Origin of the sequence: Bifidobacterium sp. wkB344, assembly GCF_003688305.1 — a bacterium.
Classification (GTDB): Bacteria; Actinomycetota; Actinomycetes; order Actinomycetales; family Bifidobacteriaceae; genus Bombiscardovia; species Bombiscardovia mizhiensis.
The window spans coordinates 367,613-388,970 of sequence record NZ_NPOQ01000016.1; the positions used below are offsets into that span (position 1 = coordinate 367,613).

At 60.2% G+C, this 21,358-nt stretch carries 20 protein-coding genes and 1 tRNA gene; 6 read left to right on the forward strand and 15 right to left on the reverse strand.

All coding sequences use genetic code 11. The features are described 5' to 3' along the window. The 6 genes from era to CI601_RS06175 form a co-directional block, all read right to left on the reverse strand. Nucleotides 1-954, reverse strand: coding sequence for a GTPase Era (gene era / locus CI601_RS06150; protein WP_121914703.1), 954 nt, complete (start codon nt 952-954; stop codon nt 1-3). Beyond that, nucleotides 951-2,363 (reverse strand): hemolysin family protein, encoded by a 1,413-nt coding sequence (locus CI601_RS06155; protein ID WP_121914704.1) that lies wholly within the window; start codon nt 2,361-2,363, stop codon nt 951-953. Before CI601_RS06155 ends, era begins: the two co-directional genes overlap by 4 nt. Continuing rightward, the gene (gene ybeY / locus CI601_RS06160; RefSeq protein ID WP_024627962.1) at nt 2,356-2,910 is read right to left on the reverse strand and encodes an rRNA maturation RNase YbeY; all 555 of its coding nucleotides are present in this window, start codon (nt 2,908-2,910) and stop codon (nt 2,356-2,358) included. Before ybeY ends, CI601_RS06155 begins: the two co-directional genes overlap by 8 nt. Further along, nucleotides 2,907-4,103: a PhoH family protein gene (locus CI601_RS06165; protein ID WP_121914705.1), complete on the reverse strand. Its 1,197-nt coding sequence runs from the start codon at nt 4,101-4,103 to the stop codon at nt 2,907-2,909. Before CI601_RS06165 ends, ybeY begins: the two co-directional genes overlap by 4 nt. 40 nt (nt 4,104-4,143) lie before the next feature. Continuing rightward, nucleotides 4,144-4,491, reverse strand: coding sequence for a histidine triad nucleotide-binding protein (locus tag CI601_RS06170; protein ID WP_121914706.1), 348 nt, complete (start codon nt 4,489-4,491; stop codon nt 4,144-4,146). 89 nt (nt 4,492-4,580) lie between these two features. Continuing rightward, nucleotides 4,581-5,381 carry a 16S rRNA (uracil(1498)-N(3))-methyltransferase gene (locus CI601_RS06175; protein WP_121914707.1) on the reverse strand — a complete coding sequence of 267 codons (801 nt, stop codon included), beginning with the start codon at nt 5,379-5,381 and terminating at the stop codon, nt 4,581-4,583. Nucleotides 5,382-5,500: 119 nt separating this feature from the next. On the opposite strand from CI601_RS06175, the gene CI601_RS06180 reads away from it, so the two are divergent. Further along, nucleotides 5,501-5,589, forward strand: a tRNA-Leu gene (locus tag CI601_RS06180). On the opposite strand, the gene CI601_RS06185 is transcribed toward CI601_RS06180, so the two are convergent. Then, a complete protein-coding gene (locus CI601_RS06185) occupies nt 5,571-6,443 on the reverse strand; it encodes a MerR family transcriptional regulator (RefSeq protein ID WP_121914708.1) in 873 nt (290 codons plus the stop codon). The genes CI601_RS06180 and CI601_RS06185 overlap by 19 nt on opposite strands. Nucleotides 6,444-6,710: 267 nt before the next feature. On the opposite strand from CI601_RS06185, the gene CI601_RS06190 reads away from it, so the two are divergent. From CI601_RS06190 to CI601_RS06200, 3 genes are all read left to right on the forward strand, one after another. Next, the gene (locus CI601_RS06190) at nt 6,711-8,234 is read left to right on the forward strand and encodes a carboxylesterase/lipase family protein (protein WP_121914709.1); all 1,524 of its coding nucleotides are present in this window, start codon (nt 6,711-6,713) and stop codon (nt 8,232-8,234) included. A gap of 36 nt (nt 8,235-8,270) precedes the next feature. Beyond that, nucleotides 8,271-9,527, forward strand: a complete 1,257-nt coding sequence (locus CI601_RS06195) for a nitrate/nitrite transporter (RefSeq protein ID WP_121914710.1) — start codon at nt 8,271-8,273, stop codon at nt 9,525-9,527. A gap of 104 nt (nt 9,528-9,631) precedes the next feature. Next, nucleotides 9,632-10,498: an RNA methyltransferase gene (locus tag CI601_RS06200; protein WP_121914711.1), complete on the forward strand. Its 867-nt coding sequence runs from the start codon at nt 9,632-9,634 to the stop codon at nt 10,496-10,498. Nucleotides 10,499-10,611: 113 nt separating this feature from the next. Here CI601_RS06200 and CI601_RS06205 read toward each other — a convergent pair whose 3' ends face one another. From CI601_RS06205 to CI601_RS06240, 8 genes are all read right to left on the reverse strand, one after another. After that, nucleotides 10,612-11,928 carry a uracil-xanthine permease family protein gene (locus CI601_RS06205; RefSeq protein WP_121914712.1) on the reverse strand — a complete coding sequence of 439 codons (1,317 nt, stop codon included), beginning with the start codon at nt 11,926-11,928 and terminating at the stop codon, nt 10,612-10,614. 101 nt (nt 11,929-12,029) lie between these two features. After that, the gene (locus tag CI601_RS08585) at nt 12,030-12,752 is read right to left on the reverse strand and encodes a metal-sulfur cluster assembly factor (RefSeq protein ID WP_121914713.1); all 723 of its coding nucleotides are present in this window, start codon (nt 12,750-12,752) and stop codon (nt 12,030-12,032) included. Next, nucleotides 12,749-13,336 (reverse strand): Fe-S cluster assembly sulfur transfer protein SufU, encoded by a 588-nt coding sequence (gene sufU, locus CI601_RS06215; RefSeq protein ID WP_121914714.1) that lies wholly within the window; start codon nt 13,334-13,336, stop codon nt 12,749-12,751. Before sufU ends, CI601_RS08585 begins: the two co-directional genes overlap by 4 nt. 60 nt (nt 13,337-13,396) lie before the next feature. Then, nucleotides 13,397-14,671, reverse strand: a complete 1,275-nt coding sequence (locus CI601_RS06220) for a SufS family cysteine desulfurase (RefSeq protein WP_121914715.1) — start codon at nt 14,669-14,671, stop codon at nt 13,397-13,399. 21 nt (nt 14,672-14,692) lie between these two features. Beyond that, on the reverse strand, nt 14,693-15,472 hold the full coding sequence (gene sufC / locus CI601_RS06225; RefSeq protein WP_024627408.1) for a Fe-S cluster assembly ATPase SufC: 780 nt from the start codon (nt 15,470-15,472) through the stop codon (nt 14,693-14,695). A gap of 1 nt (nt 15,473) precedes the next feature. Next, the gene (sufD, locus tag CI601_RS06230; RefSeq protein ID WP_121914716.1) at nt 15,474-16,700 is read right to left on the reverse strand and encodes a Fe-S cluster assembly protein SufD; all 1,227 of its coding nucleotides are present in this window, start codon (nt 16,698-16,700) and stop codon (nt 15,474-15,476) included. Then, the gene (gene sufB / locus CI601_RS06235) at nt 16,700-18,154 is read right to left on the reverse strand and encodes a Fe-S cluster assembly protein SufB (RefSeq protein WP_154313578.1); all 1,455 of its coding nucleotides are present in this window, start codon (nt 18,152-18,154) and stop codon (nt 16,700-16,702) included. The genes sufD and sufB overlap by 1 nt, the downstream gene beginning before the upstream one ends. Nucleotides 18,155-18,355: 201 nt before the next feature. Continuing rightward, on the reverse strand, nt 18,356-19,621 hold the full coding sequence (locus tag CI601_RS06240) for an ROK family transcriptional regulator (protein WP_121914717.1): 1,266 nt from the start codon (nt 19,619-19,621) through the stop codon (nt 18,356-18,358). A gap of 96 nt (nt 19,622-19,717) precedes the next feature. Between CI601_RS06240 and alsE the strand changes: the two genes are divergently transcribed. Then, nucleotides 19,718-20,404, forward strand: coding sequence for a D-allulose 6-phosphate 3-epimerase (alsE, locus tag CI601_RS06245; RefSeq protein WP_121914718.1), 687 nt, complete (start codon nt 19,718-19,720; stop codon nt 20,402-20,404). Then, complete coding sequence (gene alsK / locus CI601_RS06250; protein WP_183129777.1) at nt 20,401-21,354, forward strand: allose kinase; 954 nt, start codon at nt 20,401-20,403, stop codon at nt 21,352-21,354. Before alsE ends, alsK begins: the two co-directional genes overlap by 4 nt. Nucleotides 21,355-21,358 lie beyond the last annotated feature (4 nt).

The following is a 21,358-nucleotide window of genomic DNA, read 5'->3' on the forward strand; positions in this document are numbered from 1 at the left end:
TCAGAACCCCAGGCGCTCCAGCTGCTTGGGGTCGGTCTGCCAGTTGCGGGCCACCTTGACATGCAGATCCAACCGGACCTTGCGACCCATGGTCCGGTTGACGGCGGTGCGTAGCTTCTTTTTCACCCGCACCAGGTGCTCGGCCCCCCGGCCAATGACGATGGGCTTCTGAGAGTCGCGCTCTACATAAATGCCGATGTGAACTATGTCGCGCCCGCCCTCCGGATCCGGCTCGACAGACTCCACGCGGACGGCCAGGGAGTGTGGCAGCTCGTCGTTGAGCTCCTCCAGGTAGGCTCCGCGAACCAGCTCGGCGATCAGGTCCTCGGGACGTTCCTCGGTCAGCTGGTCGTCGGGGTAGAGCTGAGGACCCTCGGGCATGGCATCCATCAACACCTGGGCCACCTCGTCCACGTTGTCAGCCTCCAGGGCGCTGACCGGAACAATCTGGGAGAAGTCGGCAAAGGTACCAATTTCCAAGAGCTTGTCCACCAGTTGACCCTTGCTCAGCTGGTCAATCTTGGTCACTACGGCAATCAAAGGCTTTCGCCAGGTCCACTTGCCGTCCTTGTCCTTGCGGGCGAAATCGGACCGCAGCCGGCTGAGAATGCGGCGATCGCCAGGGCCAATGGCCTGGTCGGCAGGCAGCAGAAATGCAATGGCATCCACATCGGACAGGGAGGCCTCCACCACGTCGTTGAGACGCTGGCCCAAGAGGGTGCGCGGACGGTGGATGCCCGGTGTATCCACCAGAACCACCTGGGCCTCGGGACGGGTCATGATTCCCCGGATGGCCTTGCGGGTGGTCTCCGGCCGGGAGGAGGCGATGGCGATGGGCCTGCCAACCAGGGCGTTCATAAGGGTGGACTTGCCCACATTGGGTCGGCCCACTACTGCCACGAACCCCGATCGGTGGACCGGTGTCTTGGCATCGCTCTGTTCTTCCTTGGTCATGAATTCTCCTGACTGTCCTGCTCGGGTTGATCCCCGTCGGTCTGTTGGTCTTCTTGTTCAGCACCGTCCTCCAGGGCGATGCTGGATCCGTTGGCTGGCTCGACCACGATGGTGGCGATCTTCTTGCGGCGGCCGACCGCTTCGCCGGCGGTCAATCTGATTCCCCGGGTCACCGCCGATGAGCCTGAGACTGGCACTGAACCCAGCAGCTTGGTCAGCAGGCCATAGACCGTGTCCACGTCGTCCTCGTCGATGGTGATCTCGTAGAGCTCCTCCAGGTCGGCAATGGGCGTGCGGACCGGCAGCTGCCAGGTGTGCGGGCCGATCTGCTTGGGCTCGTCATGCTGGACCCGGTCATGCTCGTCCTCCAGCTCACCCACGATCTGCTCGATGGCGTCCTCAATGGTGACCAGGCCGGCAATGCCCCCGTACTCGTCCACGACCACGGCCAGATGGTGGCGGGAGCGCTGCATGTAGTGGAAGAGGTCGTCCACCGGCTTGGACTCAGGCACCAGAACCGGCCGGCGAATGATGGAGGCGACTGATCTATCGCCCTTGTGGTTGAAGGCTAGGGCGCGGACCACGTCCTTCAGGTAGACGATGCCGACCAGGTCATCCACGTCGTCCCCGATGGCGGGTATTCGGGAGAATCCCGACCGGGAGAAGAGCTTCAGGGCCGAATCCAGGCTGGCATCCTTGGAGATGCAGATCATGTCAGTTCGTGGAACCATGATCTCGCGCGTCAGCGTGGTCGACAGGGTCAGCACGTTCTTCAGCATCTCCGAGATTTCCGGATCGAAGGCGCCGGCCTCCACCAGCTGGTCGACCATGGCACGACCCTGCTCGATCTGGATCTTCTCCAGCTCCTCGTCGTCGGAAAGATCGCCGCGATGGTTTTTGCGGGAGCGGGCTTCAGCCTGCCGCCGACGTTTGAAGGGCGTCAGGAGAACGGCCAGTCCGACCAGGCGCACGTGCTTGAGCAGTGCTTCCATAGGCTGGCGGGAGCGGCCATGAGGACCCAGGGTGACGGAGACGGCGGCCACCAAGACGGCCATGACCACTCCGCACAGCAGCTGCTCCCAGAGGGGTAGACCACCAAGGGCAGCCATGCAGGCCACCAGGACACCGACCATGATGTCACAGATAATGCGGAAAAAGGCACAGGCGCTGCCTGTCACCTGCCGCTGGGAGATCAGGCTCTGGGCCCGATGAATGCGGTCGATCCGCTTCATCCTGGAGAACTGGCTGAGCTCCTGGTCGGTCTGCAGGCCCAAAATCAAATTGTTGAGACTGGATCGGGTCACCCGGTTGAGCGCCCCCTGGGCCTCGGCCAGCGCCAGGGAGAGCACAACCAGAGCAATGGCGGCCAGGATCATGACCACCAAGGCGGCAATGGTCCGCTCACTCATGGGATTTGCCTCTCCGGTGGGCATCACGGCCGTACCGCTCATAGATCTCCAGGGCGTTGGTAGCCCCGGCCGGCAGACCAGCCTCCGCAATGGGCCCCTGACGCAGGGCCAAGAAGGTCAACAAGAGTTGTCGCTGCAGACCGAACATCTGCTCCTCCTGCTCCCTACTGGCGTGGTCATACCCCAGCAAATGCAGGGTGCCGTGGATGGCCAGCAGCAGCATCTCCTCCATGGTGGAATGACCGGCAGCCAGAGCCTGCTGTGCCGCCACCCAGGGACAGATGACAATGTCGCCCAGAATGCCCTCCTGGCGATGGTTCTCGTCCCCGGGGCGCAGCTCGTCCATGGGGAAGCTCATGACATCGGTTGGCCCGGCCAGGTTCATCCAGCGCTCGTGCAACACCGCCATGGGCTCGGGATCATTGAAAATGATGGTCATGTCGGACTGGGTGCTCACCCGCATCTGGTCCAGCACCCACACCCCCAGGTCGGAAAAGGTCTTGGCGTCGATCAGCCACTGGGTCTCGTTGGTCACTTCTACGCTCATGCCTGCTCCCGTCCCCGACTACGGGCTTGATCCGCACGGTCGTAGGCCCGGACAATCTGCCCGACCAGCCGATTGCGCACCACGTCAGCCGCCTGCAGGTGCACGAAGGCGATGTCATCGATGCCGTGCAGCACTTGTTCGATGGTGGCCAGGCCAGACGCGGGCCCGCCCAGATCCACCTGGGTGACGTCGCCGGTGATGACCATCTTGGTGTTGAAGCCCAGACGGGTCAGGAACATCTTCATCTGCCTACGGGTGGTGTTCTGCGCCTCATCCAGAATGACGAAAGCATCATTCAGGGTGCGTCCGCGCATGTAGGCCAGCGGAGCCACCTCAATGGTCTCATCGGCCAGAAGGCGGTGGAGCCGCGAGGTGCCCAGCATGTCAGCCAGGGCATCGTAGAGGGGCCGCAGGTATGGATCGACCTTCTCATTGAGGGTGCCAGGCAGGAAGCCGAGGCTCTCCCCCGCCTCCACGGCAGGCCTGGTCAGAATGATGCGCCCGATGCGTCCGGCCCGGAATTCCTGAACGGCCTTGGCCACCGCCAGATAGGTCTTGCCGGTGCCGGCCGGGCCGATGCCGAAGGTGATGGTATGCGTTTCCATGGCGGCCACGTAGGCGGACTGGCCAGCGGTCTTGGGCCTGATGGGACCCTTGGAGGCCTGTGTCAAAGGGCGGCGACGAAGAGCAGCAGGAGCTGCCTGGCGGGGTTGGTCGATGCCTTCCAGGGCGTTATCCCCCTCCGAGTCTGCAACGGCTGTCTCATGATAATTGAGGTCTGCAGAAGCATTATCCACAAAAGTACTGCTTGTCGTATTGCGATCCTGAGATTCGTGGCTTACATAGGTTTGGTCTGCCGTATTGCTACCTGTAATTTCCTGGTCTTCTGAACGGTAATCGGTTGCATCGGCGGTCCCCAGACGGCGGTGATCCAGTATTCGCCCCACCTGATCGGCATCCACAGGGACCTGATCGGCGGTCTGCATGAGTTCGGTCAGTAGGTCCCGGATCTGGGCCGCCTGAACGTCGCCCTGCCGGTCCCTGGCCCGCAGCATGATCTGGTTGCCCCGAACCAGGATGGACACTGCCGGGAAAGCGCGCTCGATCCTGTCGATGACTGCATCCTCCGGCCCCAGCACCTGAACCGGGTCGATCCCCTCCGGAATCTCCAGGGTTCGCGTAGTTACCGCCACGGATTCCCTTCCTGCACGATGACGATGGTGAACACGGGCCTCACTCGGGCAACACCTGTCCGGTCAGGACGTGGGCGTGGACATGGAAGACCGATTGGCCGGCATCCTCTCCCGTGTTGAAGATCAGTCGGTAGGCTCCGTGGAAATCCTGGTCGGCGATCTGCTGAGCCACCTGGACAATGTGGGCCAGGGTGCCAGGGTCGGCCTTGGCCAATTCGGCCACAGACGCGTAGTGGTGACGCGGGACGATCAGGACATGGACGGCTGCCTTGGGGTTGGCATCCTTGAAAGCGTATACGGTCTCATCCTCATAGACCTTTTCGCTGGGAACCTCCCCTGCCACGATTCTGCAGAAAATGCAGTCCTCCTGCCGATCGTCATCGCTCATGACCACTCCTTATTCTTTGCCGACATTGCTGTTTTTGATCTTTTCGCTGTTTTCCATCTTATTGTCGAGGTTGTATATTGTGGGCGACTTCATGCGCTGGGCTCAGGGACTTCCGATTGCCAACGACCCAGCATGTCCGCCAGCAGGGTCAAGGCCACAGGTCCGGCCAGGGCAGCCCGGAGGATGTTGCCCCCCAACCGAACCGCTAAGGCCCCCTCCCTCATCATGGTCTGGACCTCCTGATCGGCAATCCCGCCCTCTGGGCCCACAACCACAGCGATCGACGAGTTCTCCGGCAGCTTGTCTACGCGCTTGCGAACCGCATCCCAGCCAAGGTCGGCATCCTGGTGCAGTACCAGGACCAGGCTTCCCTGGTCGGTCGCCTTTCGGCACCAGGCGGCCAGACCATGGCTATCCACCTTGCTCAGCAGTCGAGGACGGTAGGCCCTCCGGCTCTGCTCAGTGGCTGCATCCAGGGCGGCCTGCCAGTGCCGGTCGTTGCGGCCCGGCCGCCATTTGGCTATGGACCGATTAGCCTGCCAGGGCAGGACCTGATCGACTCCGATCTGGGTGGCCATATCAATAGCCTGCTCATCCCTGCCGCCCTTGGCCATGGCCTGGACCAGAATCAATTCATTCTCGGGAGGTGCCTGCCGCCCTACAGCGGTGACCTCCACCAGGCCAGTCGAAGCATCCCTGACCAGGGCGCTGATGCGCAGTCCCTCTCCGTCTGAAAGGTCCAGCTGGTCCCCGTTCTTCAGCCTCATGGAGCCCAGGGCATGACGACGGATGTGCTCGGGCAGGGTCAGGCGCCAGCCAGTGTGGAGCTCATCGCTGGCCAGGGGGGAATCATCGTGGTCGGGATCCAGCAGGAAGAGGGGTGCAGTCATGGTGTTAGGCTACAGCCCGCCACCGAAAAGCACTCTCCTACGACGACACGCTCCCCCAATCGCCCAGTGCGCGATGCCGCCTGAGATGCTATGATTATCTCCGTTGCGATTACGCACCTGTCCGGGTGGCGGAATGGTAGACGCGCTAGCTTGAGGTGCTAGTGCCTATATATATACAGGCGTACGGGTTCAACTCCCGTTCCGGACACTCGATTCCAGGTCGTTGGGGACTACAGGGATCTCCATCCTGCTCACATATTCATCGAAGTCATTGGACTCATATTCGCCGATGAGGCAGAACTCCAAGGGATCTCCGTCCACACGGTAGCCCATGGTCTTCAGATCTTCCAGCATCTTGCCATGGATTTGTCTGCAGCGGGCGAAACTGCCCACAAAGGTACAAGAGGCATAGGTGCCGGCTGGCAGATCATAATCACCGCTGAACCCCGGATCGGGACAGTAGAGCAGGATGGCCTTGGGCGGGAACCAGCCCTTGACCGGGCGCGAAGCATCCACTTGATAGCAGGTCAGCGTATTGAGGATCTGCAACGTCTCATGGTGCAGTGCCGTGTAGTGGGCGAATGCAAAGGGGATCCGGTCATAGTCGATCATGTGATCAGACACCAAAGCGCAGTGACGCAGGGGACGGTGGACGATGACGGTCCGTGCCGGGGATATGGAGGTCATGGCCTGCGTATACTTCTGCAGGCTGCTCAAGAGGCCTCGCTTGATGGAGGCCAAATATCGCATCTGGCTGTCTACATGTTCCACTTCCTCGTCAATCAAGGACAGTGTGGCATCAAAGGTGCGATTGTCCAAGTATTGTCCGATGCGGTCCAGACTGAAATCCAGCTTCCGAAGGGCCTGGATGATATTGAGCCGACCGAAGTCATCTGGTCCATAGAGACGGTAACCATTGACCGGATTGCGGCGAGGCACCACCAGCCCGATCTGCTCGTAGTAATACAAGGTCTCGGTCGTGATGTCGTATAAGCGTGCCGTCTGACGGATGGTGTAGCCCTCCTCCATCAGGCTTTCTGTGTCGTCAGCCTTGACTTCCATAACTACCTCCTGCAAGGGTCTGGTCCGACCCTAAGGTTTTTCATGCCCCTCTCACCTTGACCTTTTATGGACACAATCCATCATATCAGCCTGGAAACCTTGCCCTGCAAGGGTTTTGCCCTCTACCTACATCTTCAGATTCAAACTTCCACAATGACCGTTCGCTTGATTTGACCCTCGCCTGACACCAGGCCATAGGGTGAAATTCATCCAGGGTCGACGGGGACACAGCCGCCGACCGAGCACTACATCGTGGAAAGGAAAATCATGCCAACCGTCACCACAGAATTTGGCACCTACCATGGCATCACCACCCCCCAGGGGACCGTCGCCTACCTGGGGATCCCCTACGCCAAGCCTCCCGTCGGCTCACGACGCTGGAAGGCCCCGGAACATCTGGATCCTGAGCATCGGGACTACGACTGCACCCACTTCGGGGATTCCGCCCTGCAGAAGTACGACCCGGTCATGTACGCCTCTCGCCGTCAGCAGAGCGAGAACTGCCTGAGCCTGAACGTTTGGGTCGGCCATGAGGGCGCCGAAAAACTGCCCGTCATGGTCTTCATCCACGGCGGCGCTTACGTGGAGGGTGGTTCGTCCGACCCCATGTACGACGGGAGCAACTTCACCAAGCGCAACGATGTCGTCTATGTCACCATCAACTACCGGGTCAACCTCTTCGGGTACATGAACCTGGCCGGGCTGCCCGGAGGTGACGAATACCGTCAGTCGGGCTATCTGGGGCTCATGGACCAGGTGGCTGCCCTGCAGTGGGTCCAGGAGAACATCGCTGCCTTCGGCGGAGATCCTGACCGGGTCACCCTCTTTGGCGAGTCCTGCGGTTCGGGCTCCACCATGTTGTTGACCGTCGCCCCGGCCGCCAAGGGACTCTTCCAAAGGGCCATCGGCGAGTCCGGCCCCATCCAGCTCTACAACACCCCGGAATCCACGGCTCCCTACGCCAAAGAATTCATGGAGATGATGGGCTGCAAGACTGCTCAGGAACTGGCGGCCCTGCCCGTCGGCGACATCATGATGAAGTTCACCGGAGAGTTCTTCACCAAGCACATCCACGAGATCTCCCTGATCTTCGCTCCCACCACTGATGGCGATTACCTTCCGGCCAAGCCCCTCCAGGCATTCAAGGACGGTGCCGCAAAGGACGTGGAGATCATGCTGGGCTGCAACGCCGACGAGTTCGCCTACTGGAAGCTCTACTTCAAGGACTTCGCCAACGAAATGCCCGACTTCTGGCACCATCAGGCCATTTTCCACTTTGATGGCAAGCTGGACTCCGAGCACTACGAGAAGCTTTGGGAGCAGGCTCACCCCGGAGAAGACCCTGCTGAGCGCTACCTGGAGTACACCAACCAGATCGGCTTCAGGGTTGGCACCAACCTCATGTGCGAGTACCAGTCCAAGTACAACACCGTTTACCAGTACCTGTTCACCTATGCCTCCAAGATCCCCGGCATGGGCTCCTGCCATGCCATTGAGCTGCCCTTCGTGCTGCACAACACTCAGCGGCCTGACCTGCCCGAGACCTTGACCGGCGAGGTGCCGCCCATGCATCTGTCCGATGAGATGAACGACGCCTGGTGCTCCTTCGCCACCACCGGCCGTCCTGTCAGTGGTGTCGGCGATGCCTGGGAGTCCTACAGCGTCGACCATCCGGACACCATGGTCATTGACGAGAACGGCTGGAAGCTGCGCCGTGACGTCAACAAGGAGAATATTGACCTGCTTCGGCCGGCATTTGAGGAGTGCCTGCTGGACGGAGACCGTCACTAGACCACCTGTTCCACGTAAATCGTGGAGGGAGAGAACATGAACACTCGAAAATCATCCAATTACCGCTGGGTCATCGCGGCCGTGGTCTGCCTTATCGGCATCCTGTCCAACTACATGCAGTACCAGATATCCGCCCTGGCGGTCTACCTGATGCCCATGCTGCACATCAACCAGGCCGGGTTCTCCACCCTGCTGCTCATGCCCATGCTGACCGCAGTATTCCTCAGCATCCCCATGGGCACCATCGGTGACCGTGTCGGCCCCAAGAAGGTAGTGCTGACCGGTCTGGCCATCGCCGTGGTCGGCGCCTACATCAGGACCTTCGGCCTCAACTTCCCCCTGCAGATGCTCTCCATGTTCCTGCTGGGGGCTGGTATCGCTGCCCTGAACGCCAACCTGGTCAAGATCTTCAGCGTCTGGTTCGGTGACCAGACCCAGATCGCCATGGGCTTCTTCTACGGCTCGGCCGGCATCGGGGTCATCCTGGCCCAGATGGTTGCTCCCCGGTTCTCGGTGCGCAACTCCTATCTGAGCGCAGCCATCATCCTGACCGTGGCGAGCCTGCTCTGGGTCTTCCTGATCCGGGACGCTCCTGAAGGGGTGCAGCTGCCTCCGGCAACCGAGTCGCCGCTCAAGTACTTCAATGTCGCGGCAAAGAGCCGCAATGTCTGGCTGATCGCCCTGTGCTATGGCTTCTCCATGGCTGCATCCACCGCCTTCGCGGGGTTCATTCCCCAGACCTTGATCAACAACAACGGCTTCAATAAGACCTCTGCCGGCCTGGTCGCCTCTGCAGCGGCCTTGGGCTCCATCGCGGGATCCATCATCGGACCCATGATCAGCTCTCGCCTGGGCAAGTGGAAGGGCTACCTCTTCGCTACCATTCTGGTGGGAACAGCGCTCATGGTCTACTTCTGGGCAGTGGTGCTGATGCTGAAGAAGGCTCCGGTCGTGGGTCTGCTATGCTGCATCATGTTCATTTCCGGTGCCTTTGGCGCCATCAACGGCCCCATCGTCCAGGCCATGCCCTTCGCCCTGCCTGAGATTCGCGGCAAGTATGCCGGCAGCGCCGGCGGTCTGATCAGCACCGTCGGCCTTCTCTGCGCCTTCCTGCTGCCCATCGTCATCTCCTCGGTCAGCAAGGGCAACTACGTGCTCAACCTGGGACTGGAAAGCTTGATCTTCCTGCTCTCCGATGTCTTCGTTCTGCTGCTGCCCGAGCTCGGCCCTGAAGGCGAAATCGCCAAGCGCATCGCCGCCGCCGACCGTCAGGCTGCAGAAGAGAAGAAGTGATAGCTAAGCTGAGCTGAAACCTCTGATGCCTTAGGCGGCGCGACCGGATGTTTTCGGTTGCGCCGCCTATGCTGTTGTCAGAACAAGAGGGAGGAGCGGCAGGCGTGCTCAGGGTGAACATCGACTCCATAGATGATGACAGAATCGAGGCCTACACCAGGCTGACCGAGCCTCAGCTGCGCAATCGTCTGGAACCCGCCAAGGGCCTGTTCATCGCCGAGTCCCCCAAGGTCATCGCCCGCGCCCTGGATGCCGGGGTTGAGCCCATCTCCTTCCTGGTGGAAGAGCCCTGGCTGGAGGGAATGCGTTCCATGTTCGACCAGGTGGACGCAGCCTTCGGGCCCGACATTCCCGTCTATGTAGCCAGCCCCGCACAGCTCAAGACCATCACTGGCTACCGGCTTCATCGAGGAGCGCTGGCCGCCATGCGACGCTGGCCTTTGCCCACTGTGGAGCAGATCTGCCGCTCAGCAAGGCGAATAGCCGTCATGGAGAACATTGTTGATCACACCAACATCGGCGCTCTGATGCGTTCGGCGGCGGCCCTGCAGGTGGATGCGGTCCTGGTCACCCCCTCCTGCTCCGATCCCCTGTATCGCAGGGCCGCACGGGTTTCCATGGGCACGGTCTTTCAGGTTCCTTGGACAAGAATCGGCGGTGACGATGTCCACGCCTGGCCCGACCAGGGCATGAAGCAGCTGCACGATCTGGGCTTCACTACAGCCGCCATGGCCCTGAACCGGAACGCCATCAGCCTGGATGAACTGACCGAACGTCTAGGACCCGGGCCCGGCCAGATCGATCGCCTGGCCCTGATATTCGGTACCGAAGGCGACGGATTGAGCCACAGGACCATTGCCCGGGCGGACTTGACCGTGCGCATCCCCATGAGCCACGACGTGGACAGCCTGAACGTGGCCGCTTCCAGCGCCGTGGCCTTCTACGCAACCAGACCCGAGCATGATGGCTGACCCCAGCCAGCTGCACAAGCCAACCAACCGACCGAATCCTCTGCTACGTAGCAAATTGCTGCTGCGCTGAGTCTCTTCACTGCATTGCTTAATGCCGGGTGACCCTAGCGCCGTCAGCTCTTTTGTGAGACGGCCTGCGAATCCTCATGAATGTAGTCGTCGGGATCGATGGTCCCCCGCCAGCGGCCGATGGCCTTGAGACCGTGGTACATGACCAGCGTAGCCACCGAGCCGATGGCGATGCCGTTGAAGCTGACCCCGGCCACCGCGAAGGTGAAGTCCGCGATGCCCACGATCATGACGACGGCGCCCACGGTCATGTTGACGGACTTGCCGAAGTCCACCTTGTTCTCCACCCAGATGCGGATGCCCAGCATGCCGATCATGCCGTAGAGCATGGTGGTGACCCCGCCCAGAACGCCGGTGGGGATGGTGTTGATGATGGCTCCGAACTTGGGGCAGAGGGAGAGCAGGAAGGCGAAGATGGCGGCACACCAGTAGGCAGCCGTGGAATAGACCTTGGTGGCGGCCATGACGCCGATGTTCTCTGCATAGGTGGTGGTGCCCGAGCCGCCGCCCAGTCCGGCCAGTGTGGTGCCCAGACCGTCGGCCATCAGCGCGGTGCCTATCTGATCGTCATAATCGCGGCCGGTCATCAGGGCCACGGACTTGACGTGACCGATGTTCTCAGCCACCAGGACCAGCACCACGGGGATGAACATGGCCAGGACAGACGGGTCGGCCTGAGGAGTGTGGAAGTGAGGCAGACCGAACCAGGCGGCCTTCTCCACAGCCGCAAAGTCGACCTGGCCCTGGGTGACCGCGAAGATGTAGCCGACGATGACTCCCAGAAGGATGTTGAGTCGGCCGATCAAGCCCTTGAAGAGCACCGCTATCAGCATGACGGCCACCAGGGTGACCAGTGCGGTCAGCGGGGCGGATTTGAAGTTCTTCCAGGCCGAGGGGGCCAGGTTAAAGCCGATGATGGCCACGATGGCACCGTTGACCACCGGTGGCATGATCATGTCGATCCATCGCGAGCCGGCAAAGTGGACGATCAGGCCAATCAGGAAGAGCAAAGCACCGGTGACCATGATCCCGAAGGAGGCCACAGCCAGACCCTTGTGGGCTGTGGTCACTGCCAGGACGGGAGCGATGAAACCGAAGGAGCTTCCCAGGTAGGAGGGCAGATGGTTGCGGTTGATCAGCAGGAAGAGGGCCGTGGACATGGCCGTGAAGAAGAGGGTGGTCGAGGGATCGAATCCGGTCAGAATGGGAACCAGGAAAGTGGAGCCGAACATGGCGATGACGTGCTGGGCACCGATGCCAGCCGTACGTGGCCATGTGAGTCGCTCGTCGGGTTCCACAACCTCGCCCGGAGCCAATGTTTTCCCGTCGCCGTGCAGTTTCCAGCCCATGGACAATGCCATTTCACTGTGCTTTCTCTCATGCGCCGTGCCGGTCACGGCGGACCGGAATAATCAGTATATTCGCATGGGAGGACCCGGGTTGGTCTAACGGAGGGATGGTCTCACTGATAGGTGGGCATGTTCTCGAAGTTGAAGCCGATGGCGGCCAGCTGCTCGCGACCCTCAGGGGTGATCATGTCCAGGGTCCAGCGCGGCGACCAGGTCCAGTCGATGCGGAACTCCTCGACCAGACCCGCCAGGACGCTGGCGCACTGGTCTTCAATCAGGTCGGTCAGCGGGCAGGCCGGCGTGGTCAGGGTCATGGTGATGATGGCCCTGCCCAGTTCATCGATTTCAATGCCATAGACCAGCCCCAGATCAACGACATCAATACCCAGCTCGGGATCGATGACCTGGTGCAGGGCCTCCCTGACATCCTCCGCAGTGGCCCGGCCGATGTCGTCGACGGCCTTCAGAGGGATGGCCTCCTCAGCAGCGGCCTCAGCGTCGGCGGCATTTTGTTCCGCAGCCTTCTCACCATCAGCAACTGAGGCACTAGTCGAGGATGCATCATTCGAACCCTGAACAGCCGCTGAACTTTCAGTGGAAGCGTCAGGGGCATCTTGGTCGGCAGGCTGATCGTCGGACTTAGCCGAATCGGACTTCTTGTCAGCCTGGCCATCGACCTGACGCATGGAACCACCCTCGGCCGATTTCAGAACCGTTTCCGCGCCCAGGGGATTGCTGGCCAAGGCCTGTGCTGTGCCAGGATCGCTGATGGCCCTGCCCACCGAGGCCAGGATGGAGTCCTGGGGCTCTGGCACCAAATTCGTATTGCCGCTCATACCTGCTCCTCCTTCTCACCTTTGTCGCCCACTCGCCCAGCTGACAGGGCTTGGGCTACCGAGGCCTTCATGCCTTCCCAGCCCAGCAGAGCGCACTTGATTCGCATGGGGTACTTGGACACACCCTGGAAGACCATGGCATCGCCAAGGGCATCCTGCGCCTGCTCATCTTCGATGCCAGCTCCGCGCGATTCCATAAGCTTGTGGAAGTCGGCAGCCAGATCCATGGCATGGTCAACGGTCTGCCCCTGGACCAGATCCACCATGATGGACAGGCTGGCTTGGCTGATGGAGCAGCCCGAACCTTGCCAAACAATTCGCTGGATGAGATCGGGACCGCCCTGCTCGCCAGGCGCCACCTCCACATGGATGGTGGCCTGATCCCCGCAGGTGGGATTGAACTGATGGGACTCGGCAGCCAGGCAGGCCTCGTGCTCCACCCTGATGGTCACGCCGTCGCCATCAGAGTCTTCTCCCCCATCAGCCTGATCTCCTACACGCCCGTGAGGATCCCGGGCTGCGTCCAGGATCACCTCCTGGTACATCTGCTCCAGTTCCTCGTCATCCATCCCGAAATCCGCCATGTCCTTAAACCTACCAGTATGTCTTTGCCAAAACCGTCAATGTGCTCCAGGTGAAGACCCTCAGCCCACTTTGAAGAAGTTGCGGACTCCGGAAACAGCATCCAGCAAGGCATCCGTGTCGGCCACGGTATTGTATACGCCGGTCGAAGCCCGGTTGGAGGCCATCAAGCCGAAGTGACGATGGACCGGTTGGGCGCAGTGATGACCTACACGGATGGCAATGCCGCGCGAATCCACATACTGACCCACGTCATGGGGATGGACCCCCTGCACATCGAAGGCGACCGTGCCAATACGATCCTCCGGAGTGGTCGGCCCTAGGATGCGCACCCCGTCCAGCTCCCCCAGCCTCAACAGACCTAGGGTGATGGCCTTCTCATGTTCGACCACGTTCTCCATGCCCAGATCCATCAGCCAATCGGCAGCTACGCCAGCGCCGATCATCTGGGCCACCGGCTGGGTGCCGGCCTCGAACCGGGCTGGAGGATCCATGTAACTGGCTGGACGGTCCAGATAGGCCAGCTCCACCATGGATCCGCCAAATGATGCCGGAGGCAGGGCCTCGAGCAGCTCTCGGCGACCATAGAGGAAGCCCACACCGGTGGGGCCGTACATCTTATGCGCACTCCAGGCGGCGAAGTCCACGTCCATGGCATGCAGATCAATAGGCAGGTGAGGCACCGACTGGCATACGTCCAGCACCACCAGAGCACCCACCTGGTGGGCACGTCGGACGATGGGCTTGATGTCAGTGATGGCGCCGGTCACGTTGCTGACGTGGGTGACGGCGACCACCTTGGTCCGCTCGGTGATGACCTGGTCGGCAGTATCGGCCAGAACACGACCCTCCGGATCCAGATCGAAGTACTTGAGCACCGCTCCGGTCCTGTAGCAGAGCTCCTGGAAGGGCAGGAGGACCGAGTGGTGCTCGGCCTTGCTGACCACGACTTCATCGCCAGGCTTCAGTGCGAATCGACCTGCCGCCTTGCCTCCACGACCCAGGCTGGCATTGCCGAAGGCGGTGGCCAGCAGATTCAGAGCAGCCGTAGCCCCGGCGGTGACCACGATCTCCTCGCCGCCCTCCTGGCCCTCTGCGCCGACCAGGGCGGCCACGCGTGAGCGGGCATGTTCGAAGGCCATGGTGCTGCGGGCGGCCAACTCGTGGGCGCCCCGGTGCACACCGGCGTTGTCCTTCAGGTAGAAGTCCCGAACGGCATCGATGACCGCCAGGGGCTTCTGGGCAGTGGCAGCCGAATCCAGATAGACCAGGGGGTGGCCGTGCACCTGCTGGTCCAGAATCGGAAACTGCTGCCGAATGCTGTCATCAATGACCATTGCGGACCTCTTCTCTTATCCTCAGGCCAGTGCCGATTCGGAGTCAGCGCCCTCGGGCAGATACTGGTCGTACCCGGTCTCCTCCAGGGTGTCGGCCAGCTCGGGGCCACCGGTCTTCACAAAGCGGCCGTCGGCGAAGACGTGGACGATGTCGGGCTTGATGTACTTGAGGATCCTGGTGTAGTGAGTGACCATGAGCACGCCCATGCCGGTGTTCTCCTTGGCCCTGTTGACCCCCTCGGAAACAATCCGCAGGGCATCGACATCCAGACCGGAGTCGGTTTCGTCCAGGACGGCGAACTTGGGCTTGAGCAGCTCCAGCTGCAGGACCTCGGCGCGCTTCTTCTCGCCGCCGGAGAAGCCCTCGTTGACCGAGCGGCTGGCGAACTTGGGATCCATACGCAGCCGCTTCATGGCATCGTTCAGATCCTTGGTCCACTGACGGATGGCCGGAGCCTTGCCGTCAACCTCGGTCTTTGCGGTACGCAGGAAGTTGGTCATGGACACACCGGGCACCTCGACCGGGTACTGCATGGCCAGGAAAAGCCCGGCCTTGGCCCGCTCGTCAGGGGTCATCTTGAGCAGATCCTGCCCATCCAGCAGGGCCTGGCCCGAGTCCACCTCGTACTTGGGATGGCCGGCCAGGGTGTAGGCCAGGGTGGACTTGCCCGACCCGTTGGGCCCCATGATGGCGTGGGTCTCGCCGGAGTGGACGGTCAGCGTGGCCCCCTTGAGGATCTGCTTGCGACCCTCCTTGGTCTCCACTGAGACGTGCAGATCCTTGATTTCCAATGTGGACATGTCAGTTCTCCTCCAAAACGTGCTGCATCTCTTGATCCTCGCCGGCCGCCAGCCTGCGGTCGATGACCCCCATCAGGTGCCCGGAGACGCTGGGGACGTCAATCTCCTCCACCAGTTCGCCGAAGAAGCCTCGTACCACCAGCTTGCGGGCCTCCTGCTCGGGAATGCCACGGGACTGCAGGTAGAAGAGCTCCTCGTCGTCGAAGCGGCCGACCGAACTGGCATGGCCGGCACCGATGATGTCGCCGTTTTCGATCTCCAGGTTGGGCTCCGAGTCGGCGATGGCCCCAGGGGTCAGCACCAGGTTCCGGTTGAGCTCGTAGGAGTCGGTTCCAGGCGCGGTGGGCTGAATGAGCGCGTTGCCCACCCAGGTGGTGTGCGCGCCGATGCCGTCCAGGGCCCCCTTGTAGACCACACGGGACTTGCAGTTGGGATGGTTGTGCACCACCATTGTCCGGTGTTCCATGTGCTGGCCGGGATCGACAAAGTAGATGCCTAGCATGTTCAGGTCGCCCTGCTCACCACCAAAGTCCTGATCCATGCGCAGCCGTACGACATCACCGCCCAGACTGACCACCGAGTGACGCAGGGAGGCCTCGGCGCCCAGGTGAATACGCTGGTTGCCTACATGCTTGCTGCCCTTGTCCCACTCCTGGATGAAGGTGGTCGACATCTGCGAATTGTCACCGATATCGATTTCAACGCCCTCGGCCAGACGTGCCTGGCCCTGGTGCTCGACCACCAGGTCGGCCTTGGTGCCCGCCTCGGCCTTGATGACCAGGTGGAAGGCATCCAGCTCAGGGCCGCCGCCGTTGACGCGAACCAGCACAGGCTGATCCAGGGTGCCCTTGAGGTTGACCACAGTCGCCTGCTTGCCGCTCGCCCACTCCACAGCGGCCGCTCGATCGCTGGGCTTGAGGACCGTGCCGCAGGGGGCCTGATCCATGGGAATCCGGCTGAAGCTGACCTGATCTGCGGGCGGTTCGGATCCGTCGATCATGGTGACCGAGACCTTGGTCAGGCCGCTGGGTTGGAAGACAGTGAAGAACTCCTCCATCCGGTCGATGGGGGTGAACCGCCAGTCATCCTGCTTGCGGGTAGGCATGGGGAAGTCATCAGGATTGAAGGAGCGGGGCTCCTTGTCGGCGCTGGACGGCATGGTAGCCGGGAAAGCATAGGGATCCTTGGGATCCGCATGCGGAATGGTTATTTCGCTGTTTTGTGACATCAGCCTACCGAACCCTCCATCTGCAATTCGACCAAGCGGTTGAGCTCCAACGCGTACTCCATGGGCAGCTGCCGGGAGATGGGCTCCACGAACCCGCGCACGATCATGCCCATGGCCTCCTTCTCCTCTAGGCCACGGCTCATCAGATAGAAGAGCTGATCCTCGGAGACCTTGGAGACGGTGGCCTCGTGGGCCATGGAGACGTCGTCCTCACGAACGTCCACGTGCGGGTAGGTATCCGAACGGGAGTAGTCGTCCACCAGCAGGGCGTCACAGACCACCGAGGAGGAGGACTTCTCGGCCCCCTTGATGATCTTGACCAGGCCGCGGTATGCGGCCCTTCCCCCGTTGCGGGAGATGGACTTGGAGACGATGGTGGAGGAGGTGTGGGGTGCCAGATGGATCATCTTGGCGCCCGTGTCCTGGTACTGGCCCTTGCCGGCGAAGCCCAGGGAGAGGGTCTCGGCCTTGGCGTAGGGCTCGGCCAGGATGCAGGCCGGGTACTTCATGGTCGCCTTGGACCCGATGTTGCCGTCCACCCACTCCATGGTGCCGCCCTCGCGCACATAGGCACGCTGGGTGACCAGGTTGTAGACGTTGTTGGACCAGTTCTGGACCGTGGTGTAGCGCACACGGGCGTGGGGCTCGACCACAATTTCCACATTGGCCGCATGCAGCGAGTCGGTAGAGTAGATGGGAGCTGTACAGCCCTCCACGTAATGGACGTAGGAACCCTCGTCGGCGATGATCAGCGTGCGCTCGAACTGGCCCATGTTGGGCGTGTTGATGCGGAAGTATGCCTGCAGGGGAATGTCCACATGGACCCCCTTGGGCACGTAAACGAAGGAACCGCCCGACCAGGCCGCTGTGTTCAGGGCGGCGAACTTGTTGTCGTCCGGAGGGATGACCGTAGCGAAGTACTTGCGGAAGAGGTCCGGGTACTCCTTGAGGGCCGTGTCCGTATCCAGGAAGATGACCCCCTGCTTGCGCAGATCCTCACGGATGGAGTTGTAAATGACCTCGGACTCGTACTGGGCAGCAACGCCGGAGACCAGCCGCTTCTTCTCCGCCTCGGGGATGCCCAGCCGGTCATAGGTGGTGCGGATGTCGTCGGGCAGGTCCTTCCAGTCCTTGGCCTGCTCCTTCAAGGGTTTGACGTAGTACTTGAAGTCGTCGGCATCGAAACCGCTTAAATCCACGCCCCACTTGGGCATGGGCTTCTCCATGAAGGCCCGGTAGCCCTTGAGACGCATCTGCAGCATCCAGTCAGGCTCGCCCTTGTCGGCCGAGATGGCCCTGACCACGTCCTCGTCGATGCCCTTGTGGGCGTTGCGCCCGGCATCGTCGGAGTCGTGCCAACCATAGGTATAGTCGCCGAACTCGGAGATGATCTGGTCGTCTTTTTTGATTTTTTCTTCATTGACGCGGGAGCGGTCGGCCACATACTGGCTCATTTCCACATCCCGCGATGTGTCTGTCCGCTGCGAGGTGCTGTCCACGAGCTGAGACCTCCTAACACACGCACGGCCGCCATATGCGGCCGATCACACCATTACAGAATAACCAGGACGGTAGTAAACCGCCAGACCCGGGCTTACGCTCTCTAAGGAATCCAGCCGGTACTCTTGACAAAGGGAAAGCGGCAGCAAAGAACCTTACCATGCCATAGCCTCGGGAGAGAGAGTTTCCGAGACGCCCTTAACCATGCAGCCCACCACACCCGCTAGTGGGCCGATAGAACTGCGTTCGACAACCAAATTCCTGGATGCAAGCGGCCTAGTGAGCCCGTAAACACTGGTACGGATCTGTGTAAGCAGCTCATCGCAGCTGTCAACCAATAGCCCGGAGACAATGACGCGTCGGGGATTAAGAATATTGCACACGTAGGCTATTGCCTGGCCCACGGAAGAGCCAGCTGCGACAACTAATTCATGGGCAATCGCATCACCGGATCGCAAGCAATCGATAAGATCCTCCACACTCTCAATACGCTGCTGCGGTCCGCGGGAGTTGTATGCTTCGATGATAGCCGGTACTGCTGCGTTGGCCTCCAGACAGCCGGTCATACCACACCGACAGGGGCGTGTATTGTTCGGATCAAAGCAAGTATGCCCTATTTCTCCAGCAGAGCCATCATAGCCGTGTAGGATTCGATCACGAGCACAGATAATGCCAGCACCAATGCCGGTGGCGATCTTTACTGCGACAATAGGTCGTTCGTTTCCGGGCAACACCGCCGCCTCACCCAGTGCTCGGACGTTGACATCGTTGTCTATGCTGACCGAACAGCCCATGATGGTACTCATTTTCTTCTGAGCGTTGTACATGTCCCAAGCCGGCATAATTGGCGGACGGAAAAATCGGCGAATTTTGTTGTCGATGCGGCCAGGGAAGGCGAGCGCGCAATGGCACAGATGGGCACCTGGCCGCAACTCCTGAGCCATTGATTTCATATCCAACCCAACTTGCTCCAGCAACTCGGCGGGTTCATGCTCGCCAACTTTGATGTGCATTCGTCGGTAACCAAGCAAACATAGATTCATATCAGCAATAGCAATGATGGTATGTTCGGCACCGATGTCTCCAATAGCCAGCAGCCCAAGGTCGTCGCTGATTACCAACCTGCTGGCCGGCCTGCCTCGTTTTGCTGCTATGACACCTTCAGAGGCGACAATCCCCTTTCTTTCCAGATATTCGACCCTAGACGACACAGTGGTTCGTGATAAGCCGGTTAGTCTGCCCAAAGATGCCTTGCTATCCGCTTGACCAGAAGCAATCAGTTTGCAGATTACCGAGAGTGTGATGTCTGGATCTTCCAAAGGCAGTGGCTGTGCGGGATATAGGTGAATTGGAGGCAGGTCATTGCCTGTAGAAATAGACTCATCTCTCTTTTTTAACATATTTATACCTTTTTTATACATATATATGTCGTTGTTGACTGTATATCGCCATCCTACTCTGAAAGCACTTGGTACTGACCGGACCAAGTCTCACACGTTCGAATCAGGAGGAAAACAGTGTCGTCGCCTCATTTTGCGGTCTCATTAATGTGTATGGACCTGGCACATGCTGCTGAACAAATTGGCATCCTTAATCAGCATGCCTACTCGTTCCATTGTGACGTAATGGATGGCCACTTCGCCCCCAACCTGGCTTTGAGTCCGGACTGGATCAAAGCAATCGCCCCGTACAGCCAGGTTCGCAAAGAGGCTCATCTTATGGCTGATGACGTAGACCGTTGGCTCAAACCATTGGCCGATGCCGGCGTAGACCTGATCTCACCACATTTGGAAGCTATTCGAAATGAAGGCTTTAGAGTTATGGACCGCATCAGATCTCTAGGGTGTGGCACCGGGCTCGTCCTGAACCCTTTGACCCCTTTTGAAGCGGCCATGCCTATCCTGCCGCGAGTAGACCTCTTAACCTTCATGAGCATCGACACCGGTTTCGCCGGTCAGCCTTTTATAGACGAAGTATTACCCAAGATTGAGGCAGCAGCTGTCTTCCGCGAACGCGAAGGGCTGCACTACGAAATACAGGTTGATGGGCATTGCTATGCCGACACTTTTCGCCGTGTAGTTGACAGCGGTGCAGACACGCTCATCCTTGGCAACGCTGGATTGTTCTCCCTGTCAGATGACCTTGAGCAGGCATGGAAATGCATGGAGCACAACTTCTCCGAAGCGATGGAAGCAGGGCAATGATGATAGATCACAATTCGGTCATCCTTGGTGTCGACTGCGGAGGCACAAACCTTCGTGTCGGCCTGGTCGGATCCGATTACCGAGTGTCGAATACCCAAGTGTATGAGAGTCAACGGATCCTGATCGGTGACTCTCCCATGGATCGGCTGGCTGACCTGCTTGAACGTTACTTATCAGAATGCCTCACGGATGATCAAGAACTCATCGCAATCTCCACCGGATTTCCATCCATGGTCGCTGCTGACCGCAAAACCATCATCCGCACCACCTTTGCTCCCGCCCTCAACCATATTGATGTTACCCAGGCCCTCAGCCGTTTCCATGTTCCGGTATACGCCGAAAAAGACGTCAATCTCTTGCTCCGCTACGATGGCTGGCGACTGAATCTGCGACCACAAGGAGTGTGGCTTGGTGTGTATGTCGGCACGGGACTGGGTTGTTCTTTGGCGGTGGATGGAAAGATCCTAGAAGGCGTACATGGCGTCACCGGTGAACTCGGCCACATTCCGGTAAGAACCGGACTGCGCTGCGGCTGCGGAAATGACGGCTGCGTAGAAACCAAGACTGCCGGCAATGCCCTGGTTCGCGAGCTGAAAGCCAGGTATGGGTCGGACGAACCGATCAGCGATGCTTTCCTGCGCCACGCTCAAGAACCCTTTATCGACGAGTGGCTGGAATATCTGGCTATCGCTATGGCCACGGCCATCAACTTACTCGATCCTACGGCAGTTATCGTCGCTGGCGGCGTTCCACAGATGGCAGGTTTTCCCAAAGAACGACTGCTGGAGAAAATCCACAGAATGGCCCGCAAACCAGTCCCTGACATCGACCTTTCATTGATGTATCCCTCTGTCAACCCGGAAGATGGCATCATCGGAGCCGCAATGTATGCGGCTGAGCGGGCAGGCAATCCGCGTGAACGATCCACGCCGGCTATAGCACTTTCATGAATGA

What these genes read in the sequence shown, in the direction of transcription:
- era (WP_121914703.1), bottom strand. Translation starts at nt 954, where the DNA reads ATGACCAAGGAAGAACAGAGCGATGCCAAGACACCGGTCCACCGATCG.
- CI601_RS06155 (WP_121914704.1), bottom strand. Translation starts at nt 2,363, where the DNA reads ATGAGTGAGCGGACCATTGCCGCCTTGGTGGTCATGATCCTGGCCGCC.
- ybeY (WP_024627962.1), bottom strand. Translation starts at nt 2,910, where the DNA reads ATGAGCGTAGAAGTGACCAACGAGACCCAGTGGCTGATCGACGCCAAG.
- CI601_RS06170 (WP_121914706.1), bottom strand. Translation starts at nt 4,491, where the DNA reads ATGAGCGATGACGATCGGCAGGAGGACTGCATTTTCTGCAGAATCGTG.
- CI601_RS06175 (WP_121914707.1), bottom strand. Translation starts at nt 5,381, where the DNA reads ATGACTGCACCCCTCTTCCTGCTGGATCCCGACCACGATGATTCCCCC.
- CI601_RS06185 (WP_121914708.1), bottom strand. Translation starts at nt 6,443, where the DNA reads ATGGAAGTCAAGGCTGACGACACAGAAAGCCTGATGGAGGAGGGCTAC.
- CI601_RS06190 (WP_121914709.1), top strand. Translation starts at nt 6,711, where the DNA reads ATGCCAACCGTCACCACAGAATTTGGCACCTACCATGGCATCACCACC.
- CI601_RS06195 (WP_121914710.1), top strand. Translation starts at nt 8,271, where the DNA reads ATGAACACTCGAAAATCATCCAATTACCGCTGGGTCATCGCGGCCGTG.
- CI601_RS06205 (WP_121914712.1), bottom strand. Translation starts at nt 11,928, where the DNA reads ATGGCATTGTCCATGGGCTGGAAACTGCACGGCGACGGGAAAACATTG.
- CI601_RS08585 (WP_121914713.1), bottom strand. Translation starts at nt 12,752, where the DNA reads ATGAGCGGCAATACGAATTTGGTGCCAGAGCCCCAGGACTCCATCCTG.
- sufU (WP_121914714.1), bottom strand. Translation starts at nt 13,336, where the DNA reads ATGGCGGATTTCGGGATGGATGACGAGGAACTGGAGCAGATGTACCAG.
- CI601_RS06220 (WP_121914715.1), bottom strand. Translation starts at nt 14,671, where the DNA reads ATGGTCATTGATGACAGCATTCGGCAGCAGTTTCCGATTCTGGACCAG.
- sufC (WP_024627408.1), bottom strand. Translation starts at nt 15,472, where the DNA reads ATGTCCACATTGGAAATCAAGGATCTGCACGTCTCAGTGGAGACCAAG.
- sufD (WP_121914716.1), bottom strand. Translation starts at nt 16,700, where the DNA reads ATGTCACAAAACAGCGAAATAACCATTCCGCATGCGGATCCCAAGGAT.
- sufB (WP_154313578.1), bottom strand. Translation starts at nt 18,154, where the DNA reads ATGAGCCAGTATGTGGCCGACCGCTCCCGCGTCAATGAAGAAAAAATC.
- CI601_RS06240 (WP_121914717.1), bottom strand. Translation starts at nt 19,621, where the DNA reads ATGTATAAAAAAGGTATAAATATGTTAAAAAAGAGAGATGAGTCTATT.
- alsK (WP_183129777.1), top strand. Translation starts at nt 20,401, where the DNA reads ATGATGATAGATCACAATTCGGTCATCCTTGGTGTCGACTGCGGAGGC.